The sequence below is a fragment of the Chitinophaga sp. sic0106 genome, assembly GCF_019219075.1.
Taxonomy (GTDB): domain Bacteria; phylum Bacteroidota; class Bacteroidia; order Chitinophagales; family Chitinophagaceae; genus Chitinophaga.
In genome coordinates this window covers 1-15,767 of sequence record NZ_JAHUWJ010000033.1, presented here as the reverse complement: position 1 = coordinate 15,767, position 15,767 = coordinate 1, and the positions used below count along the sequence as shown (strand labels likewise).

The following is a 15,767-nucleotide window of genomic DNA, read 5'->3' as shown; positions in this document are numbered from 1 at the left end:
CCAACCATGCCAGATGAAGAAGTAAACGTTAAGATTAAACTTAACGTAGATGGTGCAAAGACCATTAAGGATCTCCGGAAGGAGCTGAAAGTAGCGCAAGGCGAAGCTATCGCATTTGCCCGCGCATTTGGTGAGCTATCCCCGGAAGCTATCGCTGCAGCCAAAAGAGTCGCTGAGCTGAAAGACGAGGTGGCAGACCTCAACGAGCGTATAGCTCTGGCTGATCCTGGTGCTAAGTTCCAGGTATTCGGTAATGTACTTAAGTCGGTTGCTGGTGGGTTTACCGCTATTCAGGGCGCGGCCGCTGCCTTCGGTGATGAATCGGAGGATCTGCAAAAAACGCTGGTGAAGCTGCAAGGCGCGATGGCATTTACCGAAGGACTCTCTACTGTAGCGGACAGTTGGAAGGACTTTCAGCGGCTGGGTGCCGTGATCAAGGGACAGCTGGTGCAGGCATTTACCACGTTGCGGGGCGCTATCATTGCTACTGGTATCGGCGCACTGGCTGTAGCCCTGGGACTTATCATTGCTAATTTCGAGAAGATAGAGGCTGTGATTAAGCGGTTGTTCCCTGCCTTCGAAGGATTCGGTAAGCTGTTCGACAAGCTGAAGGCTGTAGCGATGGGGGCGATGAATGCTATCGTTGAGAGCTTCCGCGTGCTGGGAGATATCATCGGTGATATCTTCACTGGTGATTTTTCTGGCGCCATGAAGACAGCGAAGGAAGCCGGCACACGGATAGGTGATGCGTATGTTGAAGGGTTTGAACAGGAGGTAAGGGATCAGCTGAACAAATCTGCTGCGACTTTTCTAAATGGGCTGAATGAGAATTTAGCAAGGGAATTAAAGGTCAGAAAAGCGATGGGTGCCGATGTAACGAAGCAAGAAGAAGAAATCGCCCGTAACAATGCGGCGGCCAAACTACTGGAATTTGGAGCTGCGAGCAAAGAGTATTTAGACGCTCAAGCTGACTTTAATGCTTTGATAGCTGGAAATAGGAAGGCAGCTGAAGATAAGGCAAAGGATGATGCTAAAAAGTCAGCAGATGAAAGGCTTAAGCAACTGCAAAATCAGCAAGCTCTTGAAAAAGCTGTACTGGAAACTACAGGAAGGGATACTTATGGACTACGGCTTTCACAACTAGAGGAGCAAAAAGCGCTTGCGATAAAGCTTGGAACTGATACTAAGGATATACAACAGCAGTTAGATCTTGAGCAGTTTGAGCAAAGAAAAGCTTTAAACGCAGCATTAGCTGAGGATATAACATCCACGCATGGTAAGATAACTACTGCTATCACAAATGCCACTATAGCTCAAGAAGCCTTACAGGCAAGGCAGATAGCATCATCACAAAAGGTATCAGAAGCAGATAGAGTATCAGCATTAATAAAAATAGAGCAGGAGAACATAAAGCGCCAGGCTATGGACGCTACTGCTGCTGTGTTAGAGTCCAGTGCACAACTCGCAGGTGAACAAACAGCACTTGGTAAAACATTGGCAATCGCATCTACCACAATACAAACCTATGCTGCTGCACAAAGCGCTTATCAAGCTGCCTTCTTGCCAGTACCAACATATGCCAGCCCCTTTATTGGAGGTGCCTTTGCCGCTGCGGCAGTAATATCAGGTCTTGCCAGGGTTAAGGCTATTGCCTCAATTAAAATCCCTGGCGCTGGTAGTGGCGCTTCGGCACCTGCTATATCCGCCATGAGCAATGGGGTGCAGCTCCCAACCTCACCGCCTGCCTCAATGGTCCAGTCCACCATGGTCGACCAGCTCGCCCAGGTGAATACAAATCTTCGGCAGGCGCAGCGCGTGTATGTGGTGGAGAGCGATATCACCGACACCCAGGCGACAGTGGCTAACATCAAAGCAAACGCACAATTCTAAATCATAACCCCATGAATACACAACTTCCAATCTACCAACTCACCATCTCCGATAACAATGACGACGATAGCGAAGTAGACTTCGTCTCTCTGGTAGATCGTCCGGCTATTCAGCGGAACTTCCTGTCATTCTCAGAACATCAGGCGTTCTCCATTGATAATGAAGATGAGCGAATCGTTACCGGCCCGGCGATGATACCGGATGCGCCTATCTACCGGCGTGATGAATCCGGAGAGTTTTACGTCGTGTTCGATGCTGACACCATCAATAAGATCGCTATCCGGTTCTTCAAAAAAGGATACCAGGCGAACATTAACACCATGCATGAGCGCAATGCCATAGTTGCAAACAGCGTATTTTATGAGTCTTGGGTGGTAGACCGTGAGAAGGGGAAGATGCCACTAGCGGCATTCAAAGATGTTCCAGACGGTACCTGGTTTCTCACCGCCAAGATCAATAACGACGAGACTTGGCAGAAAATCAAGTCCGGCGAGTACCGCGGCTTTTCTGTCGAGGGCCTATTCGATTACACCCCGGTAGCGGATATCGATCCGGACGAAGCAGTGATGAAGGAGATCACCAAGATACTGAAGAAGGTAGGTAAGTAATAAAAATCCCCGGAGATTAGCCGGGGATTTTTATTACCGTTTCGGCAAAAAAATACGTCAACAGATATATGTCTGTAGAAACAACACAGACATGACACCAAAAGAAGCCTTAGCAAAAATAAAAGCGCTCTTCAGCGAGGAGACACCGAAGCAGGAGGATAAGTTCGAAATGCAGACAGGCAAGCTGTCGGATGGTACGGAAGTCCAGTATTCTGAGCTGGCGGCCGGCGGACAAATCGCTATCCCTGATGCAGAAGGTAATTATGTACCCGCGCCGGCAGGAGAGCTGGAACTGGAAGATGGCCGCATCGTGGTGATTACTGAGCCTGGCATTATCGCCGAAATTAAAGAAGCCATGAAACAGGACCAGTCGGTCGAGGAAATGCGCGCTGAAATCGCCACACTTCGAAATGAACTGGCTACCCGCACTAAAGACATCGCTACACTGACATCGGCATTCAACGCTCATAAGGCCGCCAATGAAGCAGTGACACTGGCATTCAAAGAATATCTGGAAGCTGTGTCCGAAGCCGAAACCGGTGAAGTGAAGAAGCCTAAGCAATCAATCTTTCAGTCTCAGATTGACAAGAAGACAGCAGCTAAGGCCAAGGCGCAAGCCGCATTCCAGGCATTCGCTGAGAAGCTGAAGAATAAGAGTAAGTAACTGAATTGTTTGTTAACCCTTCCCTCAAATAACCTTTAAAAGTTAACCCCATGGCATTCGACGTATCTGCCTTACAAAATTATACAGAAGAAAACGTAGCCGTCCTCATCACGTCTTCAGTTTTCAACGCCAAAACGCAGCAGCTGGTAGCAGCCAGCGGTAATATCATGACTGGTATTAAGTCCGCTGAGACTATTAACCGGATGGAAACCGATGCTATCTTTCAGTCTGACGCTTCCTGCGGATTCACTCCATCTGGTACCACTGCTATCACTCAGCGTACCCTCACTGTAGGTAAGCTGAAGGTAAATGAACAGCTGTGCCCTAAGGATCTGGAAACAAAGTATACACAGAAGGCGCTAGCCATCGGCTCAGAATATCAGAACATTCCTTTCGAAGAGGAATATACTACAAAGAAATCTGACCTAATCGCAGCTCAGAACGAGGTAGCTCTCTGGCAGGGTGATACCACCAGCGGGAATGGTAACCTGAGTCGGTTCGACGGCTATATCAAGCTAATTGACGCCGCATCCGGTTCTGTTATCCATGCCAACCAGGCCGCTTATGTTTCTGGCGGACCTGTTGCTTCCGGCACTCCACTGGTAGGCGACGTAGCACTTGCTGTAGCTGATGCTATTTACGCAGCGGTACCTGCCGCCATCGTGGATAAAGAAGACTTCCGCATCTTCTGCGGCTGGGACTTCTTCAAAGCGTATGTGCTTGCGCTGAAATACAAAAATCTGTACCACTATTCTGCTGACAACGAAGCGGGAGAGATCGATATCCCGGGTACTAACTACCGATTGGTAGCTGTCCACGGCCTTGATGGTACTAACCGCCTGTTCGGTCTGCGTCTCTCCAACATGTGGATCGGCACCGACATGGAGAACGAAGAAGAACAGTTCAAAATGTGGTATTCCGAAGACGACGACGTTGTAAAATTCAAGGCGCGCTGGAAACTCGGTACTCAGATAGGCATCCCTTCCGAGATCGTGGAATTCCACCGCGGCGCATAATGTTAACCCTCCGGGCCGGCGCAATCCGGCCCTTCTCTTAACCATTAAAACTTAACCCCATGCCCTGCAACCTCACGCAGAACATGACCATAGACTGTAAGGACTCTATAGGCGGTACCAAAGAAGTGCTGTTTATTGAGTTCGACAACGTCACAGCTATTACCGAAGCGTCCGGAGTGGTCACTACTATTACTGTTGCTACCGGTAAGCAGTTCCGCAGATATGTTCTACCAAAAGAAACCGGTTTCTGGACGGAGACGCCGAACAGTAACACACAAAACGGCACCCTGTTCTACCAACAAGAGCTCACAGTAGTGATTAATAAGATGCAGGCCAATACCCGCAACGAGTTGATGTTATTGGCACAGAACCGATTGTTAGCTATCGCCCTTGACCTTAACGGCAAATACTGGCTACTCGGCCGTGAGCGCGCGCTGGATCTATCCGGTGGTGATGGTGGTAGCGGCACCGCTACCGGTGATCGAAACGGTTATACCAGAGCCTTCACCGGCATGGAACGCCAGATGGCACCAGAGGTACAGAGCTCTATCATAGCCGGCCTCCTGACACCCGCAGCATAGTCAATAAAAATATTTTCAGGAATGGCCCCATCGTGGGCCATTTTTTTTGAAAAAAAATCACACTAACTAATATATAGTAATGATGATACTTCTATTCAGAAACCAACCAGGGCGCATAGTAGTTACAGCCAGTGAAATGGCTGTAGTTCCTGTGACTTCATACTCCATTCTATTCACAAACGAGATGACGAAAACCCCTATTCTGATTGAAGGACTGACCGACACCAGCGCTTACCCCGAACGCTACAATGCATTTGATATAGATACCAGTGTTTTTGATGATGCCGATAATGGATTTTATGATTATCAGATCACTGACCAGGACGGTAGCGTACTGGAAGTAGGTAAGATGAAGCTGGTAGGAGAAACTGTTAACCCGGTAGAGTACCAGTCTACCCCAATTGAGTACGATACATATGGACAATAAAGTACAGGCGCAGAATTTAGGTAATGGCATGCTGATGCTTCGTTTCGATGACGCGGCACAGCCGGTGTTTGTGGAGAAGAAGGGGAAGCCGTATGTGTTGTACGGTGAAAAAAATGATTACCCGCAGTACTTGTTGTACCTCTATAACAATTCCGCTAAGCATTCCGCTATCATCAATGGCAAGGTTGATTATATAGTTGGTAAGGGCTGGGGGCTGGGAGTTGACGACGTGGATGCTCCGGAAAATGCCTCGGCTAATGCATTCATCAAACAGTGCAATGAGAGTGGCGAGAGCCTGAAAACTGTTACAGAGAAGGCAGCGTTGGATATGGAAATATTCAACGGCGCTTATCTGCAAGTGGTAAGGAGTAAGACCGGAGACATCGCTGGTATATACCACCTGGACTACTCTACGGTACGAAGTAATGCTGATAATACTAAGTTCTTCGTTTCGAGCTGCTGGGTGAAATATAAGCCTGACGGGTCTTACACGACCAATAACAACCCGGATGATATAGAAGAATTCGATGCTTATGATCCGAATAGCACTTCCGGCACACAGGTGTTATACCTGAAGAAGTACCACCCAGGCATAGATATTTATACACTGCCTGGTTACCGAGGGTCTATAACGTGGATTGAGGTTGATATTGAAATCGGGAACTACCACCTTAACAATGTGAAGGGGGGATTCTTCGTAAATAAACTGATCAACTTCAATAATGGCGTGCCTGCTCCGGAAGATAAGCGGACGATAGAAAAAATGTTCGAACAGAAGTTCGGCGGTGTACGTGGGCGTAAGTATATGCTGGCGTACAATTCCAATAAGGATAACGCAGCCACCGTGGAAGATCTGAACGTCGCCGAATCCGATAAGCTATTTGACCAGCTCAACAAGACTACCCAGCAAGAAATCTTTACCGGGCACCGGGTTACTTCCCCGATGTTATTCGGCGTTAAGACTGAGGGTCAGCTGGGCGGCCGGTCCGAAATGCGTGACGCATACGAGGCCTTCCAAAATACGTATGTTAATGCCCGCCAGCAGTACCTGGAAGAAGTCATTAATATGGTTGCTGAGAAGAAGGGCATTACTACGCCGCTGGTGATTCAGAGGACTGAGCCCATCAGCTTTGAGTTTTCAGAGTCTACCCAAGCGCAGAATATGAGTAAGGATGAGATCCGTGAAAAGATGGGGTTGCCGCCTGAGCAGGTGCAGGAGGCAACCGCCGCTCAGAAAGTTATCGATGCAATCAATAGCCTGTCGCCGCTGGTTGCTAATAAGGTGCTGGACAATTTGACCAGTGATGAGTTAAGAGGTCTTGTTAACCTACCGCCGGCCGCACCTGGGTCATTACCTCAGCCTTCCGTCACATTCTCAGCTCAGGATGATGAACGAGATGCTGGTATATTCTCAGAGTTTGGTACCCCTCGCAGCGAAAATAACATAATCAAAAGTCGAAAGGTCCTATTTACATCTGACTACGTAGAGCGAATGGATTTCGCTGATACAGTCCTGCAACTGACTACCGTTCAGCGCGGGATTGTTGATATCCTGAATCGCGACCCGCTCACTACTCAGCAGATCCTTGCGGAAGCCCTGGGTGTAGATGTTCAAATTATCAATAACGCCATACGTGCAATGGTAGCTGCGGGGGCGTTGAAGGTAACAGAGAAGAAAGTACGTGGAGAGGTTGTGGTAGAGCGTAAGCCAGTTAAGGAGGCCCGCAAGATCATCGAAGAAAAGCAGCCGGTAACCCGTGCCATAGAAGTTAAGTACAGCTATGAAGGGCCTAAGGACGATAAGAACAGAGCCTTCTGCAAAAAACTATTGGATCTCGACCGGCTATACACCAGGAAAGAAATTGAGTTGATATCAACCCGCCTCGGCTATTCGGTCTGGATGCGCAGGGGTGGTTGGTATACAGTGCCAGGAACGAATGTTCACCGTCCATACTGTCGGCATAGCTGGGTATCCAATGTTGTCGTTAAAAACGTAGCATAATGAGCAAAAATATACTGTTCATATCTGAGCAAAAATTGAAAGACAGCAGCATGCTTTCGGACAATATAGATCCTAAGTCGCTACGGCCTACGGTTAAGATGACGCAGGACATGTACATCCATCCATTACTGGGGTCGGCGCTGTATAACAAGCTTCAGGAATTGGTGCAATCAGGTACAGTAGCTGGCGATTATAAAATTCTGATGGATGAATATATCACCGATACGCTGGTGTGGTACACACTTACTGAGATGCCTGTGCCACTTCAGTATAAACTTGTGAACAAAGGTGTAATTACCCGCACCGGTGAAGCTATTCAGACCATATCATTTGCAGAGGTACAGAATATCGTCGATTACTGCCGCAATAAGGCTGAGTGGTACGCTCAGCGTTGTATCCAGTACCTGTGTGCTAACCAGGATAAATACCCTGAATATAAGGCGACAGAACAGCCGGCAGATGGCATATACCCGGATATCACACAATACACCTGCGGTATTGACCTGGGGCCGGTACGCAGGGATAAGCATACGTTCGATCGCCGGTACCAGGGCAAATAAACCTACCATGGCACAGAAGAAAAACGAAAAGAAGCTACTCGCTTACTTAAGAAAAAACAAACGTAATGACCCTAAACCAATTAAATCAGCTACTGAAGGGGTTCGTAAGCGACCACCCACAGCTAAATAGCTTTGGCCGTGGCGGCTATGAGGAGCTTCAAGCCAGCAAGGATATCGTGTATCCGCTGATGTGGGTCGCCTCATACGATGGCCGTCATGCCGATAAGCAGATGCAGCGGAATATCCAGATTGTTTTTGCCGACCTCCTGAAGGAGGACAAAAGCAATGAACTGGAAGTGCAGTCTGACATGGAGCAGGTGGCCTTGGACCTGATCGCCCTGCTACGAGATAATCCTGATTATGATTTTCAGGTAGACGACAGTATTCAAATTTTATTATTCACCGAACGGTTCGTGGACTTCACAGCTGGTGTCTTTATCACCTTCACCTTCCGCGACCCAAAACCATACGACCGATGCGAAATTCCATCAAACTAACCTTGCTTCTATTACTCACATCTGTATTCGCTACTGCGCAGGATTGGCGGTTATCGCCATATTACTGGTATTACTATGGGGTTAAGACTGATACCTTACAAGTAAACGGGAATGCCCATGTGTCAGGCAAAATCAGCGCACAGCCGGCAGTAGCTGATACAAATTTGATAACACTAAAACAACTCAAAGATACGATCTCCCTGGGCAGAGGCTATGCAGATGCATTTTTCGAAAAAATACGTGCAGGTGCAGCTGTTACGATTGCGTGTGAAGGTACTAGCCTGACCTACGGCCAGCAATATCCGGATGGACCTGTACCTGGGATTAATGGGAGCACAATTCCCCGTGCTCAGTATCAGTATCCATCCGCATTGCAGAACACACTTCAATACGCTGGAATTAACGCTACGGTTATCAATCGTGGTTATCCAGGGGACCGGACAATCGAAGGGCTCACAAGGTGGGACACCTGTTCGCCGGTGGACGCGGTAATCATAGAATACTGTCACAATGATGCAATGAACTACGCCTCTTATCCATCGGGTGTGGTGCCGATAGATCAGTACAAGGTTAACCTATCAGCGATAGTAGAACGCCGGCTGAAGCAGCATAGCTGGGTATTATTGACCCTCCCACCGGATATCGATGACAGTACTGGACAGGCTAAAATAAACCTATACAAAACCGCGATAGTGGAGGTTGCGAATAAATATAATCTTGATATCGTCAATTCTCAGCAGATTATCGGCTGGATGTCCACACAATGGGTAGATGGCCTGCACCTGAATGCGCTCGCAAATAATGAGTGGGGCAGCCAGGCGGCAGCAAATTTCCTGCGTGATCCTCGTACGCATACAATCGTAGGCCATCGCACTACTATTTACCCTCCGAATCGGATTTTTAACGGCGGCGCTACATTTCCTTATGCCTCAGCATCCACTGGGTACCTGTGGCAGTTATTAGGCAATTCTGTATATCCTGTAATAGTCAATAGCTCAGCAGATCTTCAGCTGGCTATTAAGACTGTTAATAATGGCGCTACTAAATCGCTGCTGATACGCTACGGGAATGGTATTTCCCAGCGGGACACAACAATAGTTAACTACACGGCTGGTGCTATTACGACGCCGATCGCAGCGGAAACACTCACAAAAATCCCGGTAGGGCATAGGTTGATATTCTTGCAGAGAACAGCAGGAGAGGCATTCTATGTTGATCAGCTCAGCTTCCATACGGAATTTCAAACACTTGATCAGACACTAAGAGCCGGCAACAGCACAGATCGTAATATGCAATTCACTGATACGAATTATATAAGATTCGCTAAAAACTCCGACTATGGAGAGGTGAAGTGGTATTCGACAGGAGACGTTGACAATTCAAGCAATCTGATATTTACGAATGGAGATAATAGCTCTCCTCAAGAAGGATTCATCTTTCGCAAGGACACGGCGAACAACGCCGGCATCACTACCGCTTATGATACTATTCTATCCTTGAGGTCGATTATCAAATCACGTCTGAGAATGGCACTGAACACTACTGATGATGGCAGCACACAACTGCAAGTAGGCGGCAATGCCCGAATAACTGGTTACATGCAGGCTAGCAACGGCACTGTGTCTAATCTGCTGTTCTACGATTCTGGCGCAGGAACCGGCCTGGTAGGCACGTTTTCCGGCCACCCGATGACCTTGTTCGCAGGGGGCAATGAACAGGTCAGGATACTGACTAACGGAAATGTTGGCATCGGCAATACTTCTCCGTCCTCTCGGCTCGATGTTTCCGGCGCCACTGGATATAATCAACTACGATTGCGTACTTCCTATACACCTACATCCTCAGCAGATACTAATGGTAACACTGGGGATGTGTCGTGGGATGCAAATTACTTGTATCTGAAAACCTCCGCAGGCTGGAAGCGCACGGCATTATCCACCTTCTAAATGTGAACAATGGCAAATTTCTTCAAGAACCTAAATTTTAATTTCCAGCACCTGCTGGCGCTTATTATTGTAGTGACCTGCTTCGGGTACTTTTTTTACATCTCCGGCACTCACTTCGCCACCGTTCAAAACAATAATGTGGTTGATGTAAAGACCGCTATGATCAGCATTTTGACTATGGTTGCCATGCACTATTTCCGCCAGGAGAAGAGAAATATTGATGACCCTTCAAAGCCTGAGTAATGGACCTGAAAAATATAAAAATAGGCATTGTCCAAGTGGCGATTATAGTTGCCCAAACAGTTACTGTAGTATGGGTTATTGGCAAGTCGGCCAACAAAATAGATAAGGTAGACGATACAACCAGTCGCGTTGAGAAGAAGGTCGATAAAATGGATGAGGATAATAAAATCTGGAAAGCTCAGATTGAGGCGAATCAAGCTGATTTTAAGGTGAGATTAGCCATCCTGGAACAGAAGGTTGCTAACATGGAAAATGAACGAAATGCGCACTAAAATAATTATTGGCCTGTTGCTGCTCTGCTCCTGCGCATCCTCCCGTAAATCTATTACCCGGGAGGAGCGCCGCATGGATAGTGTAGGCCTCACCGTACAGGAAAATTCGGTGGTAACCGAAACCACTGTATCCGGCACAGTGCCCGCCTACACGCGTCCGGATAGCGCTGGCCTCACTTGGTACCTGCCATCCGAAGACACCACTACCAGGTCCGAATCTATCCAAGCCGGCACGCTTGTACTCACTGTGACCAGTAAACCACGCCGAGATACCGCTGGGAAGGTTTCAGGCCGTGACCTGCATGTGCAGGCGCGCAAGAATCCGGAGGAAGTCATGGCGCCGGTTGATTTCCACCAGAAGAAAACAGAAACCGGCAGCAGTGTACAGGCAGCCAGGAAGCAAGAATCTACCGCAGTTTCCAGCAAAGCAACGGACAAAACCGGAATTAACTGGCTGGTAGGCGCAGGCATAGCCATCTCCTTAGTGGTGGCTGTGATTTACCTCATTTTAAAGTATGTGAAATGAAAAATGCATATCCAGAAAAACCGATCCTGCAATTCCGCCGCACATCGGTGGAAATGTTGGCGGCAATCAAGGCGATTCAGGACAGCACATTCCCCGCTGAAGTGAAGCGTGCCGCCTACATGATTTTCCGAAAAGAGAGTGGCAATGGCCGCAGTGGCATTAATGAAAATTATTCCGGCTTTCAGGCCGACTCTGGCCGCTGGCCCATCATCTACGATCCGCTGATCGCCGGCGTGGTACAGAAGAATGAGAATGGCACCGGTAAGTCCCGGTTATTTCTGGCATTTCACCATGTATCCGGATGCCTGCAAATGCTGATGGATAGGTTGCAGCAGCGCGGCATTTATATCGGCGGTCGTACCAGCAAGATAGTGACCATGGACGTGAATAATATCACGGATTTTGCCAGGGCCTACAAAAAGGAGTGGGCCGCCGGCAAAGCGAGTGCCGAGCCTACCATGGAGGATATTAAGGGGTTCGACAGCATGTACCGGCAGGCAATGGGGGTTTTAACTGACAAGTAGACTTTTTATTTTCTGTATAATTTGATTAAAATAATTTGTTTTAATCAAATTATGTGTTTATCTTTGTTTCAACAAAACAAACAAACAAACAATGTTCATCGCTCGCAAATCAAATAACATTCAAGAAGATATCAAACGCAACTGGTCATCCTGGAATTTTGGGGAGGGAGGTTTCGAAGGTACGCGCACAGAGCTGGATGCATATTTAGCAACAGCAACTGACAATCATTCTGTATCTGTTTCTGGATTTGAAATTTACCCTGACCTGATCCGTGAGTTTGAATTTGCAGAGCTGTACGCAGGCTACTGGGTAGCGGTTGACAACGTAAATGCAAAAAATGGTTTGTCCTGCATATATCTCGACGCTGAAACAAGGGAAGATGCAATTGCCGAAGCAACAGCAAGAACGGATTACTGGGGAGACGGTGATAGCTTTGACGCAACAGAAGCTACCCTGGTTTTCTCTGAAGGTGATATTCACGTATTCGAAATCTAAACATATGAGCGCAGCAAGAGGAGGTGCTCGGCCGGGCGCCGGGAATAAAGCAGGTGCAAAAAGGGTAACAGCAAGGAGAATACAGCAATCTCTCACTGTAGATGCGGATATCCTGTCAGAGTTCAAAGAAAAATATGGACGGGGATGGAGTCGGAGGATTGAAGATTTAATGAAAGATGATTTAGAGCGATTACCAGCAACAAACATTATACAACCCAAGCCTAAACTCTGAGCAACCGGTTTTTTTTAATGGTTAATCCCCTGTTCCCAGAGGGGATTTTTTATCTACCATACTACTGCAGTAAGTATTGTTTATCACGAAATGGCAATTTAATCAATCCACCTATCAAGGTGGATTTATATTTTACGGGAATCCTTCGTGGCATCCCTGTTAATAATGATGCCGAGGTCACGCAAATACTTCATTGTCTGTTCAAGTGTTGTATGCCTGTTCAGTTGCATCAGTGCGTAAGGATCAACCTTCTCCTTCGCTAAGTGAATATTTCTTGTGTGTTTAAAGCTATACAACGTGTACTTATCATCCAGCTTCAAGTGATCGCGGTACGCCCTAAAATCAATGGCATACATATGATAGCTGGCGCGTTTAGGTCCTGCTGTCCTGGATGCAGAAAATAGGTAATAATGCCCGGGGATTTTATGGAACCCCTGTTTCTTATAGAAGGCTTTCAGTTCAGGATCGAGCGGAATGAAATCATCCCGGCGGCCCTTGGTATCTTCTCCTTCTAGCCGGATAAGATCCCTGTCGTATAGTATGTGTTCGGCTTTTAAGGCGCGCATCTCTGACCGGCTCCTTACGCATGCGTAGTAACAGGTCAGGATTACCCCCTCTGTATTAGTATCATTTTTTTCACGTACCATTGCTAGTATAGCAGCTAACTGTTCATCAGTATAAGCCGCATGCTTATGTACCACAACATTCCTTTGCTCCGCTCCCTGTATGGGGTTTTTAGGCACGACGCCGTGAATGCCTTTTGCCAATAGGTTAAACAGGTTGTGCATATTGTTGAGGTGATTGTTGTAGGTGTTATTAGTCCACTCCTTAGCGACAGCATATTCGTCTAAGTACCTCATGATTTGTGCGGCCGTAATATCTCGTGCGGGAGTATTCAATAGATCCTCAACCCGAAGCCATTCAGAGAAAAACTCAGTTGCTGTTTTATATCGGGCAAGGCTTGCTTCTGCTTTCCCTTGTTTGGTCTTCTCATTGAGATAGTAGGCGATTGCCTGCTGAATTGTATAGTTCTCCCGACGCCCTTCCTTATCCCTCTTAATCCGGTCGAGTATTATCGCCTCCTCTCCAAATGGATTGTACCCTCCAACGAGTGCGGCATTGATAGCATCTCGCAGTTTGATGGCATACTCAGCCTTCTTATTGATTGGCTGCCGGTTGATGTCCTCATAAACTTTGAACCGCTCTTTCTGAAATGTGATGGGATTTTCATAATAGTATTCTACGTGCCATTTCTTCACGCGAACATCCAATGACTCTGGGTAGATATGGGCTAACTTATACTTCATACTCAGGAATTTTTTCGGTTTAACAACTGTCCCTGTTCTGTCCCCGTTACCACCTGAAAATGATAAAACCCGCTGCCATAGCGGGTTTTTATTTATATGGTCGGGACGACAAGATTCTAAACATTTCCCAACTCCAATACTTACCATATAACAGAAGATATATAACAGAGAAAACGGCGCGGATCCATGCCTAAAAGCAAAACGGAAATAGTTCAATTACTCTACCGAATTTTCAAATGAATATATATCACCACCTTCTTTATTACAATTTATGAAAATTTCTTTTGGTATACTGTCACTCAAACGTATTCGAGTAGCTGCATTACAATCATCATAATGAGTATCAAAAATCAGATCCCCCTTCTCCACCCTACTTGGGACGGCTTTCGCTGACCCAACACTATAAAAACCAAAATTACCATTTTTTATATCATAGATATAAACCTTTCCATTCCCCCTTCTGCTTCCAGGGTTTTGACCTGTATAGTTAATACAATTTAAAACACGAAGGGAGTCTCCATTCGTTTGTACTATATATCCAAGGTAGGTTATATTGAGTTCATCAATTTCATTTCCGCTTCGTGAAAAAAAATATTCTTTGCCTATTACATTCTCTGCCAGAACTACTCTTCTACACTTTTCATAATAACTAATAGATTTAAAACTATTTAAATCATAATTCGATGTACCACAAGCAGTGAGTAAAGCAATAGAAATACCCAATGTAATTTTTTGCATTGTCAATAGTTTTGTGGTGTTGGACTAATAGCGTTATTATACATAGTTTCGATATATTTCTGATACATTAAAACCCCACCACCATTATAACTTCCTGTTGCATTCATCCACCCTTTAAAGGTATATTTTTTTGCACCAGTTGCGGGATCATATTGAATTCCTCCTTTAAATCCTTTAGTTGCAATAAACCGAATACCGAGGTATAAGGATCTGTTCTGACTTGTTACATTTTCTTCTCTAGCCAATCCATAGGCAGCCTTATATTTCCCATAATCTCCTTTGTTATTGGCCGTCAACAAATCGCTATTTCCTGAAATACCATTATTGCTTTCCTGTATAGCGGTAGCCTTGATTAAAGTAGGATCCAGATCAGGAATTTTGGCTGCCTCCTCTTTGGGAATCGCCTGCCCTCCATCTGTGTAAAGTTGCAATAAACCTGCATTCTTTGTCTGATTAAACAATCCCACCCTGGCGGCAATCAAGTAGTCATTTTCTTGGTATTCAGGCCCAGTCGTATTTTCTTTTGATTGAGTTCTCTCCTGAATGATCTTAGGCATTGCTACTTCTTTCCAACCAATTGAGCTTTTTGATGGATCTCCTACATTTTTTGAGGATTGAATAAATGTTCTAAACTCAGTACTGCTTTTCTGTCTAAAAACTTCTTCCCCATTGAGATTAAAGTAAACAATATCCTGTGGCCCCATTCCATCAGGATCGATAAACCGCAAAGGATTATTTAAACTATAATTATATGGTGAATATCTTCTCATTTGTTCAGCCAAGGGATCTAGAACACCCCACCTCCCCACCTGCACATCATACATCCTCGCCCCATAATCATACCACTCCAACCCGCTACCATCCCCAAACTCTTTCGACTGTAACTCCTTCCCATTATACCTCAACCTATTCGCCGCATAATTCAACCCCTTCAATGCATTCGAACTAATCCCCTCCATTGTCCCTCCAAATGGATAATAATGCGTTTCCTCCAACAGCGGACCCGCAATATGCGTTACCGTTAGGTTATCAAAATAAACATTATCTATGGATTCGTTATTCGTATATACGTACAGGAAACCGGTTTGGTTTACTGTAAACTTATCTACTATAAGACTTTGTAGCTCATCAGGGTTATTGCGCAGAGAACGGATACCGGTATTCTCTTCCACTAATTTAAAGCGATCATTGAATACCGCAAAATTTAAATGCGCCCGCGGGGCAACAGCATCAAAGGA

At 46.2% G+C, this 15,767-nt stretch carries 19 protein-coding genes; 16 read left to right on the top strand and 3 right to left on the bottom strand.

Annotation, left to right across the window (positions count from 1 at the left end):
• Positions 1–6 precede the first annotated feature (6 nt).
• From KW844_RS28450 to KW844_RS28375, 16 genes are all read left to right on the top strand, one after another.
• Positions 7–1,890, top strand: a complete 1,884-nt coding sequence (locus KW844_RS28450) for a hypothetical protein (protein WP_218380165.1) — start codon at positions 7–9, stop codon at positions 1,888–1,890.
• An 11-nt stretch (positions 1,891–1,901) separates the two neighbouring features.
• A complete protein-coding gene (locus tag KW844_RS28445; RefSeq protein WP_218380164.1) occupies positions 1,902–2,498 on the top strand; it encodes an XkdF-like putative serine protease domain-containing protein in 597 nt (198 codons plus the stop codon).
• A gap of 169 nt (positions 2,499–2,667) precedes the next feature.
• The gene (locus tag KW844_RS28440) at positions 2,668–3,162 is read left to right on the top strand and encodes a hypothetical protein (protein WP_218380163.1); all 495 of its coding nucleotides are present in this window, start codon (positions 2,668–2,670) and stop codon (positions 3,160–3,162) included.
• A 50-nt stretch (positions 3,163–3,212) separates the two neighbouring features.
• Positions 3,213–4,178: a hypothetical protein gene (locus tag KW844_RS28435; protein WP_218380162.1), complete on the top strand. Its 966-nt coding sequence runs from the start codon at positions 3,213–3,215 to the stop codon at positions 4,176–4,178.
• Positions 4,179–4,237: 59 nt separating this feature from the next.
• A complete protein-coding gene (locus tag KW844_RS28430; protein ID WP_218380161.1) occupies positions 4,238–4,759 on the top strand; it encodes a hypothetical protein in 522 nt (173 codons plus the stop codon).
• Between the two features lie 184 nt (positions 4,760–4,943).
• Positions 4,944–5,186 carry a hypothetical protein gene (locus KW844_RS28425; protein ID WP_218380160.1) on the top strand — a complete coding sequence of 81 codons (243 nt, stop codon included), beginning with the start codon at positions 4,944–4,946 and terminating at the stop codon, positions 5,184–5,186.
• Positions 5,161–7,188 carry a hypothetical protein gene (locus KW844_RS28420; RefSeq protein WP_218380159.1) on the top strand — a complete coding sequence of 676 codons (2,028 nt, stop codon included), beginning with the start codon at positions 5,161–5,163 and terminating at the stop codon, positions 7,186–7,188. Before KW844_RS28425 ends, KW844_RS28420 begins: the two co-directional genes overlap by 26 nt.
• Entirely contained in the window at positions 7,188–7,748 is a 561-nt protein-coding gene (locus KW844_RS28415; protein ID WP_218380158.1) for a hypothetical protein, read from the top strand. The genes KW844_RS28420 and KW844_RS28415 overlap by 1 nt, the downstream gene beginning before the upstream one ends.
• 65 nt (positions 7,749–7,813) lie before the next feature.
• Complete coding sequence (locus KW844_RS28410; protein ID WP_218380157.1) at positions 7,814–8,245, top strand: hypothetical protein; 432 nt, start codon at positions 7,814–7,816, stop codon at positions 8,243–8,245.
• Positions 8,224–10,191 (top strand): GDSL-type esterase/lipase family protein, encoded by a 1,968-nt coding sequence (locus KW844_RS28405; RefSeq protein ID WP_218380156.1) that lies wholly within the window; start codon positions 8,224–8,226, stop codon positions 10,189–10,191. The genes KW844_RS28410 and KW844_RS28405 overlap by 22 nt, the downstream gene beginning before the upstream one ends.
• Positions 10,192–10,200: 9 nt before the next feature.
• Entirely contained in the window at positions 10,201–10,434 is a 234-nt protein-coding gene (locus tag KW844_RS28400; RefSeq protein WP_218377542.1) for a hypothetical protein, read from the top strand.
• Complete coding sequence (locus KW844_RS28395; protein WP_218377543.1) at positions 10,434–10,706, top strand: hypothetical protein; 273 nt, start codon at positions 10,434–10,436, stop codon at positions 10,704–10,706. Before KW844_RS28400 ends, KW844_RS28395 begins: the two co-directional genes overlap by 1 nt.
• Positions 10,696–11,232 (top strand): hypothetical protein, encoded by a 537-nt coding sequence (locus KW844_RS28390; RefSeq protein WP_218380155.1) that lies wholly within the window; start codon positions 10,696–10,698, stop codon positions 11,230–11,232. Before KW844_RS28395 ends, KW844_RS28390 begins: the two co-directional genes overlap by 11 nt.
• Complete coding sequence (locus KW844_RS28385; RefSeq protein ID WP_218380154.1) at positions 11,229–11,756, top strand: hypothetical protein; 528 nt, start codon at positions 11,229–11,231, stop codon at positions 11,754–11,756. The genes KW844_RS28390 and KW844_RS28385 overlap by 4 nt, the downstream gene beginning before the upstream one ends.
• 91 nt (positions 11,757–11,847) lie before the next feature.
• The gene (locus tag KW844_RS28380; protein ID WP_218380153.1) at positions 11,848–12,252 is read left to right on the top strand and encodes a hypothetical protein; all 405 of its coding nucleotides are present in this window, start codon (positions 11,848–11,850) and stop codon (positions 12,250–12,252) included.
• 4 nt (positions 12,253–12,256) lie between these two features.
• Positions 12,257–12,484, top strand: a complete 228-nt coding sequence (locus tag KW844_RS28375; protein WP_218380152.1) for a hypothetical protein — start codon at positions 12,257–12,259, stop codon at positions 12,482–12,484.
• Positions 12,485–12,609: 125 nt separating this feature from the next.
• Here KW844_RS28375 and KW844_RS28370 read toward each other — a convergent pair whose 3' ends face one another.
• The 3 genes from KW844_RS28370 to KW844_RS28360 form a co-directional block, all read right to left on the bottom strand.
• Positions 12,610–13,791: a site-specific integrase gene (locus KW844_RS28370; protein ID WP_218380151.1), complete on the bottom strand. Its 1,182-nt coding sequence runs from the start codon at positions 13,789–13,791 to the stop codon at positions 12,610–12,612.
• A 216-nt stretch (positions 13,792–14,007) separates the two neighbouring features.
• Entirely contained in the window at positions 14,008–14,529 is a 522-nt protein-coding gene (locus KW844_RS28365; protein WP_218380150.1) for a hypothetical protein, read from the bottom strand.
• Positions 14,530–14,531: 2 nt separating this feature from the next.
• A partial coding sequence (locus KW844_RS28360; RefSeq protein ID WP_218380149.1) for an RHS repeat domain-containing protein occupies positions 14,532–15,767 on the bottom strand: 1,236 nt, incomplete at its 5' end.

What these genes read in the sequence shown, in the direction of transcription:
- KW844_RS28375 (WP_218380152.1), top strand. Translation starts at nt 12,257, where the DNA reads ATGAGCGCAGCAAGAGGAGGTGCTCGGCCGGGCGCCGGGAATAAAGCA.
- KW844_RS28385 (WP_218380154.1), top strand. Translation starts at nt 11,229, where the DNA reads ATGAAAAATGCATATCCAGAAAAACCGATCCTGCAATTCCGCCGCACA.
- KW844_RS28450 (WP_218380165.1), top strand. Translation starts at nt 7, where the DNA reads ATGCCAGATGAAGAAGTAAACGTTAAGATTAAACTTAACGTAGATGGT.
- KW844_RS28425 (WP_218380160.1), top strand. Translation starts at nt 4,944, where the DNA reads ATGACGAAAACCCCTATTCTGATTGAAGGACTGACCGACACCAGCGCT.
- KW844_RS28410 (WP_218380157.1), top strand. Translation starts at nt 7,814, where the DNA reads ATGACCCTAAACCAATTAAATCAGCTACTGAAGGGGTTCGTAAGCGAC.
- KW844_RS28390 (WP_218380155.1), top strand. Translation starts at nt 10,696, where the DNA reads ATGCGCACTAAAATAATTATTGGCCTGTTGCTGCTCTGCTCCTGCGCA.
- KW844_RS28400 (WP_218377542.1), top strand. Translation starts at nt 10,201, where the DNA reads ATGGCAAATTTCTTCAAGAACCTAAATTTTAATTTCCAGCACCTGCTG.
- KW844_RS28395 (WP_218377543.1), top strand. Translation starts at nt 10,434, where the DNA reads ATGGACCTGAAAAATATAAAAATAGGCATTGTCCAAGTGGCGATTATA.
- KW844_RS28435 (WP_218380162.1), top strand. Translation starts at nt 3,213, where the DNA reads ATGGCATTCGACGTATCTGCCTTACAAAATTATACAGAAGAAAACGTA.
- KW844_RS28440 (WP_218380163.1), top strand. Translation starts at nt 2,668, where the DNA reads ATGCAGACAGGCAAGCTGTCGGATGGTACGGAAGTCCAGTATTCTGAG.
- KW844_RS28445 (WP_218380164.1), top strand. Translation starts at nt 1,902, where the DNA reads ATGAATACACAACTTCCAATCTACCAACTCACCATCTCCGATAACAAT.
- KW844_RS28370 (WP_218380151.1), bottom strand. Translation starts at nt 13,791, where the DNA reads ATGAAGTATAAGTTAGCCCATATCTACCCAGAGTCATTGGATGTTCGC.
- KW844_RS28430 (WP_218380161.1), top strand. Translation starts at nt 4,238, where the DNA reads ATGCCCTGCAACCTCACGCAGAACATGACCATAGACTGTAAGGACTCT.
- KW844_RS28415 (WP_218380158.1), top strand. Translation starts at nt 7,188, where the DNA reads ATGAGCAAAAATATACTGTTCATATCTGAGCAAAAATTGAAAGACAGC.
- KW844_RS28405 (WP_218380156.1), top strand. Translation starts at nt 8,224, where the DNA reads ATGCGAAATTCCATCAAACTAACCTTGCTTCTATTACTCACATCTGTA.
- KW844_RS28380 (WP_218380153.1), top strand. Translation starts at nt 11,848, where the DNA reads ATGTTCATCGCTCGCAAATCAAATAACATTCAAGAAGATATCAAACGC.
- KW844_RS28365 (WP_218380150.1), bottom strand. Translation starts at nt 14,529, where the DNA reads ATGCAAAAAATTACATTGGGTATTTCTATTGCTTTACTCACTGCTTGT.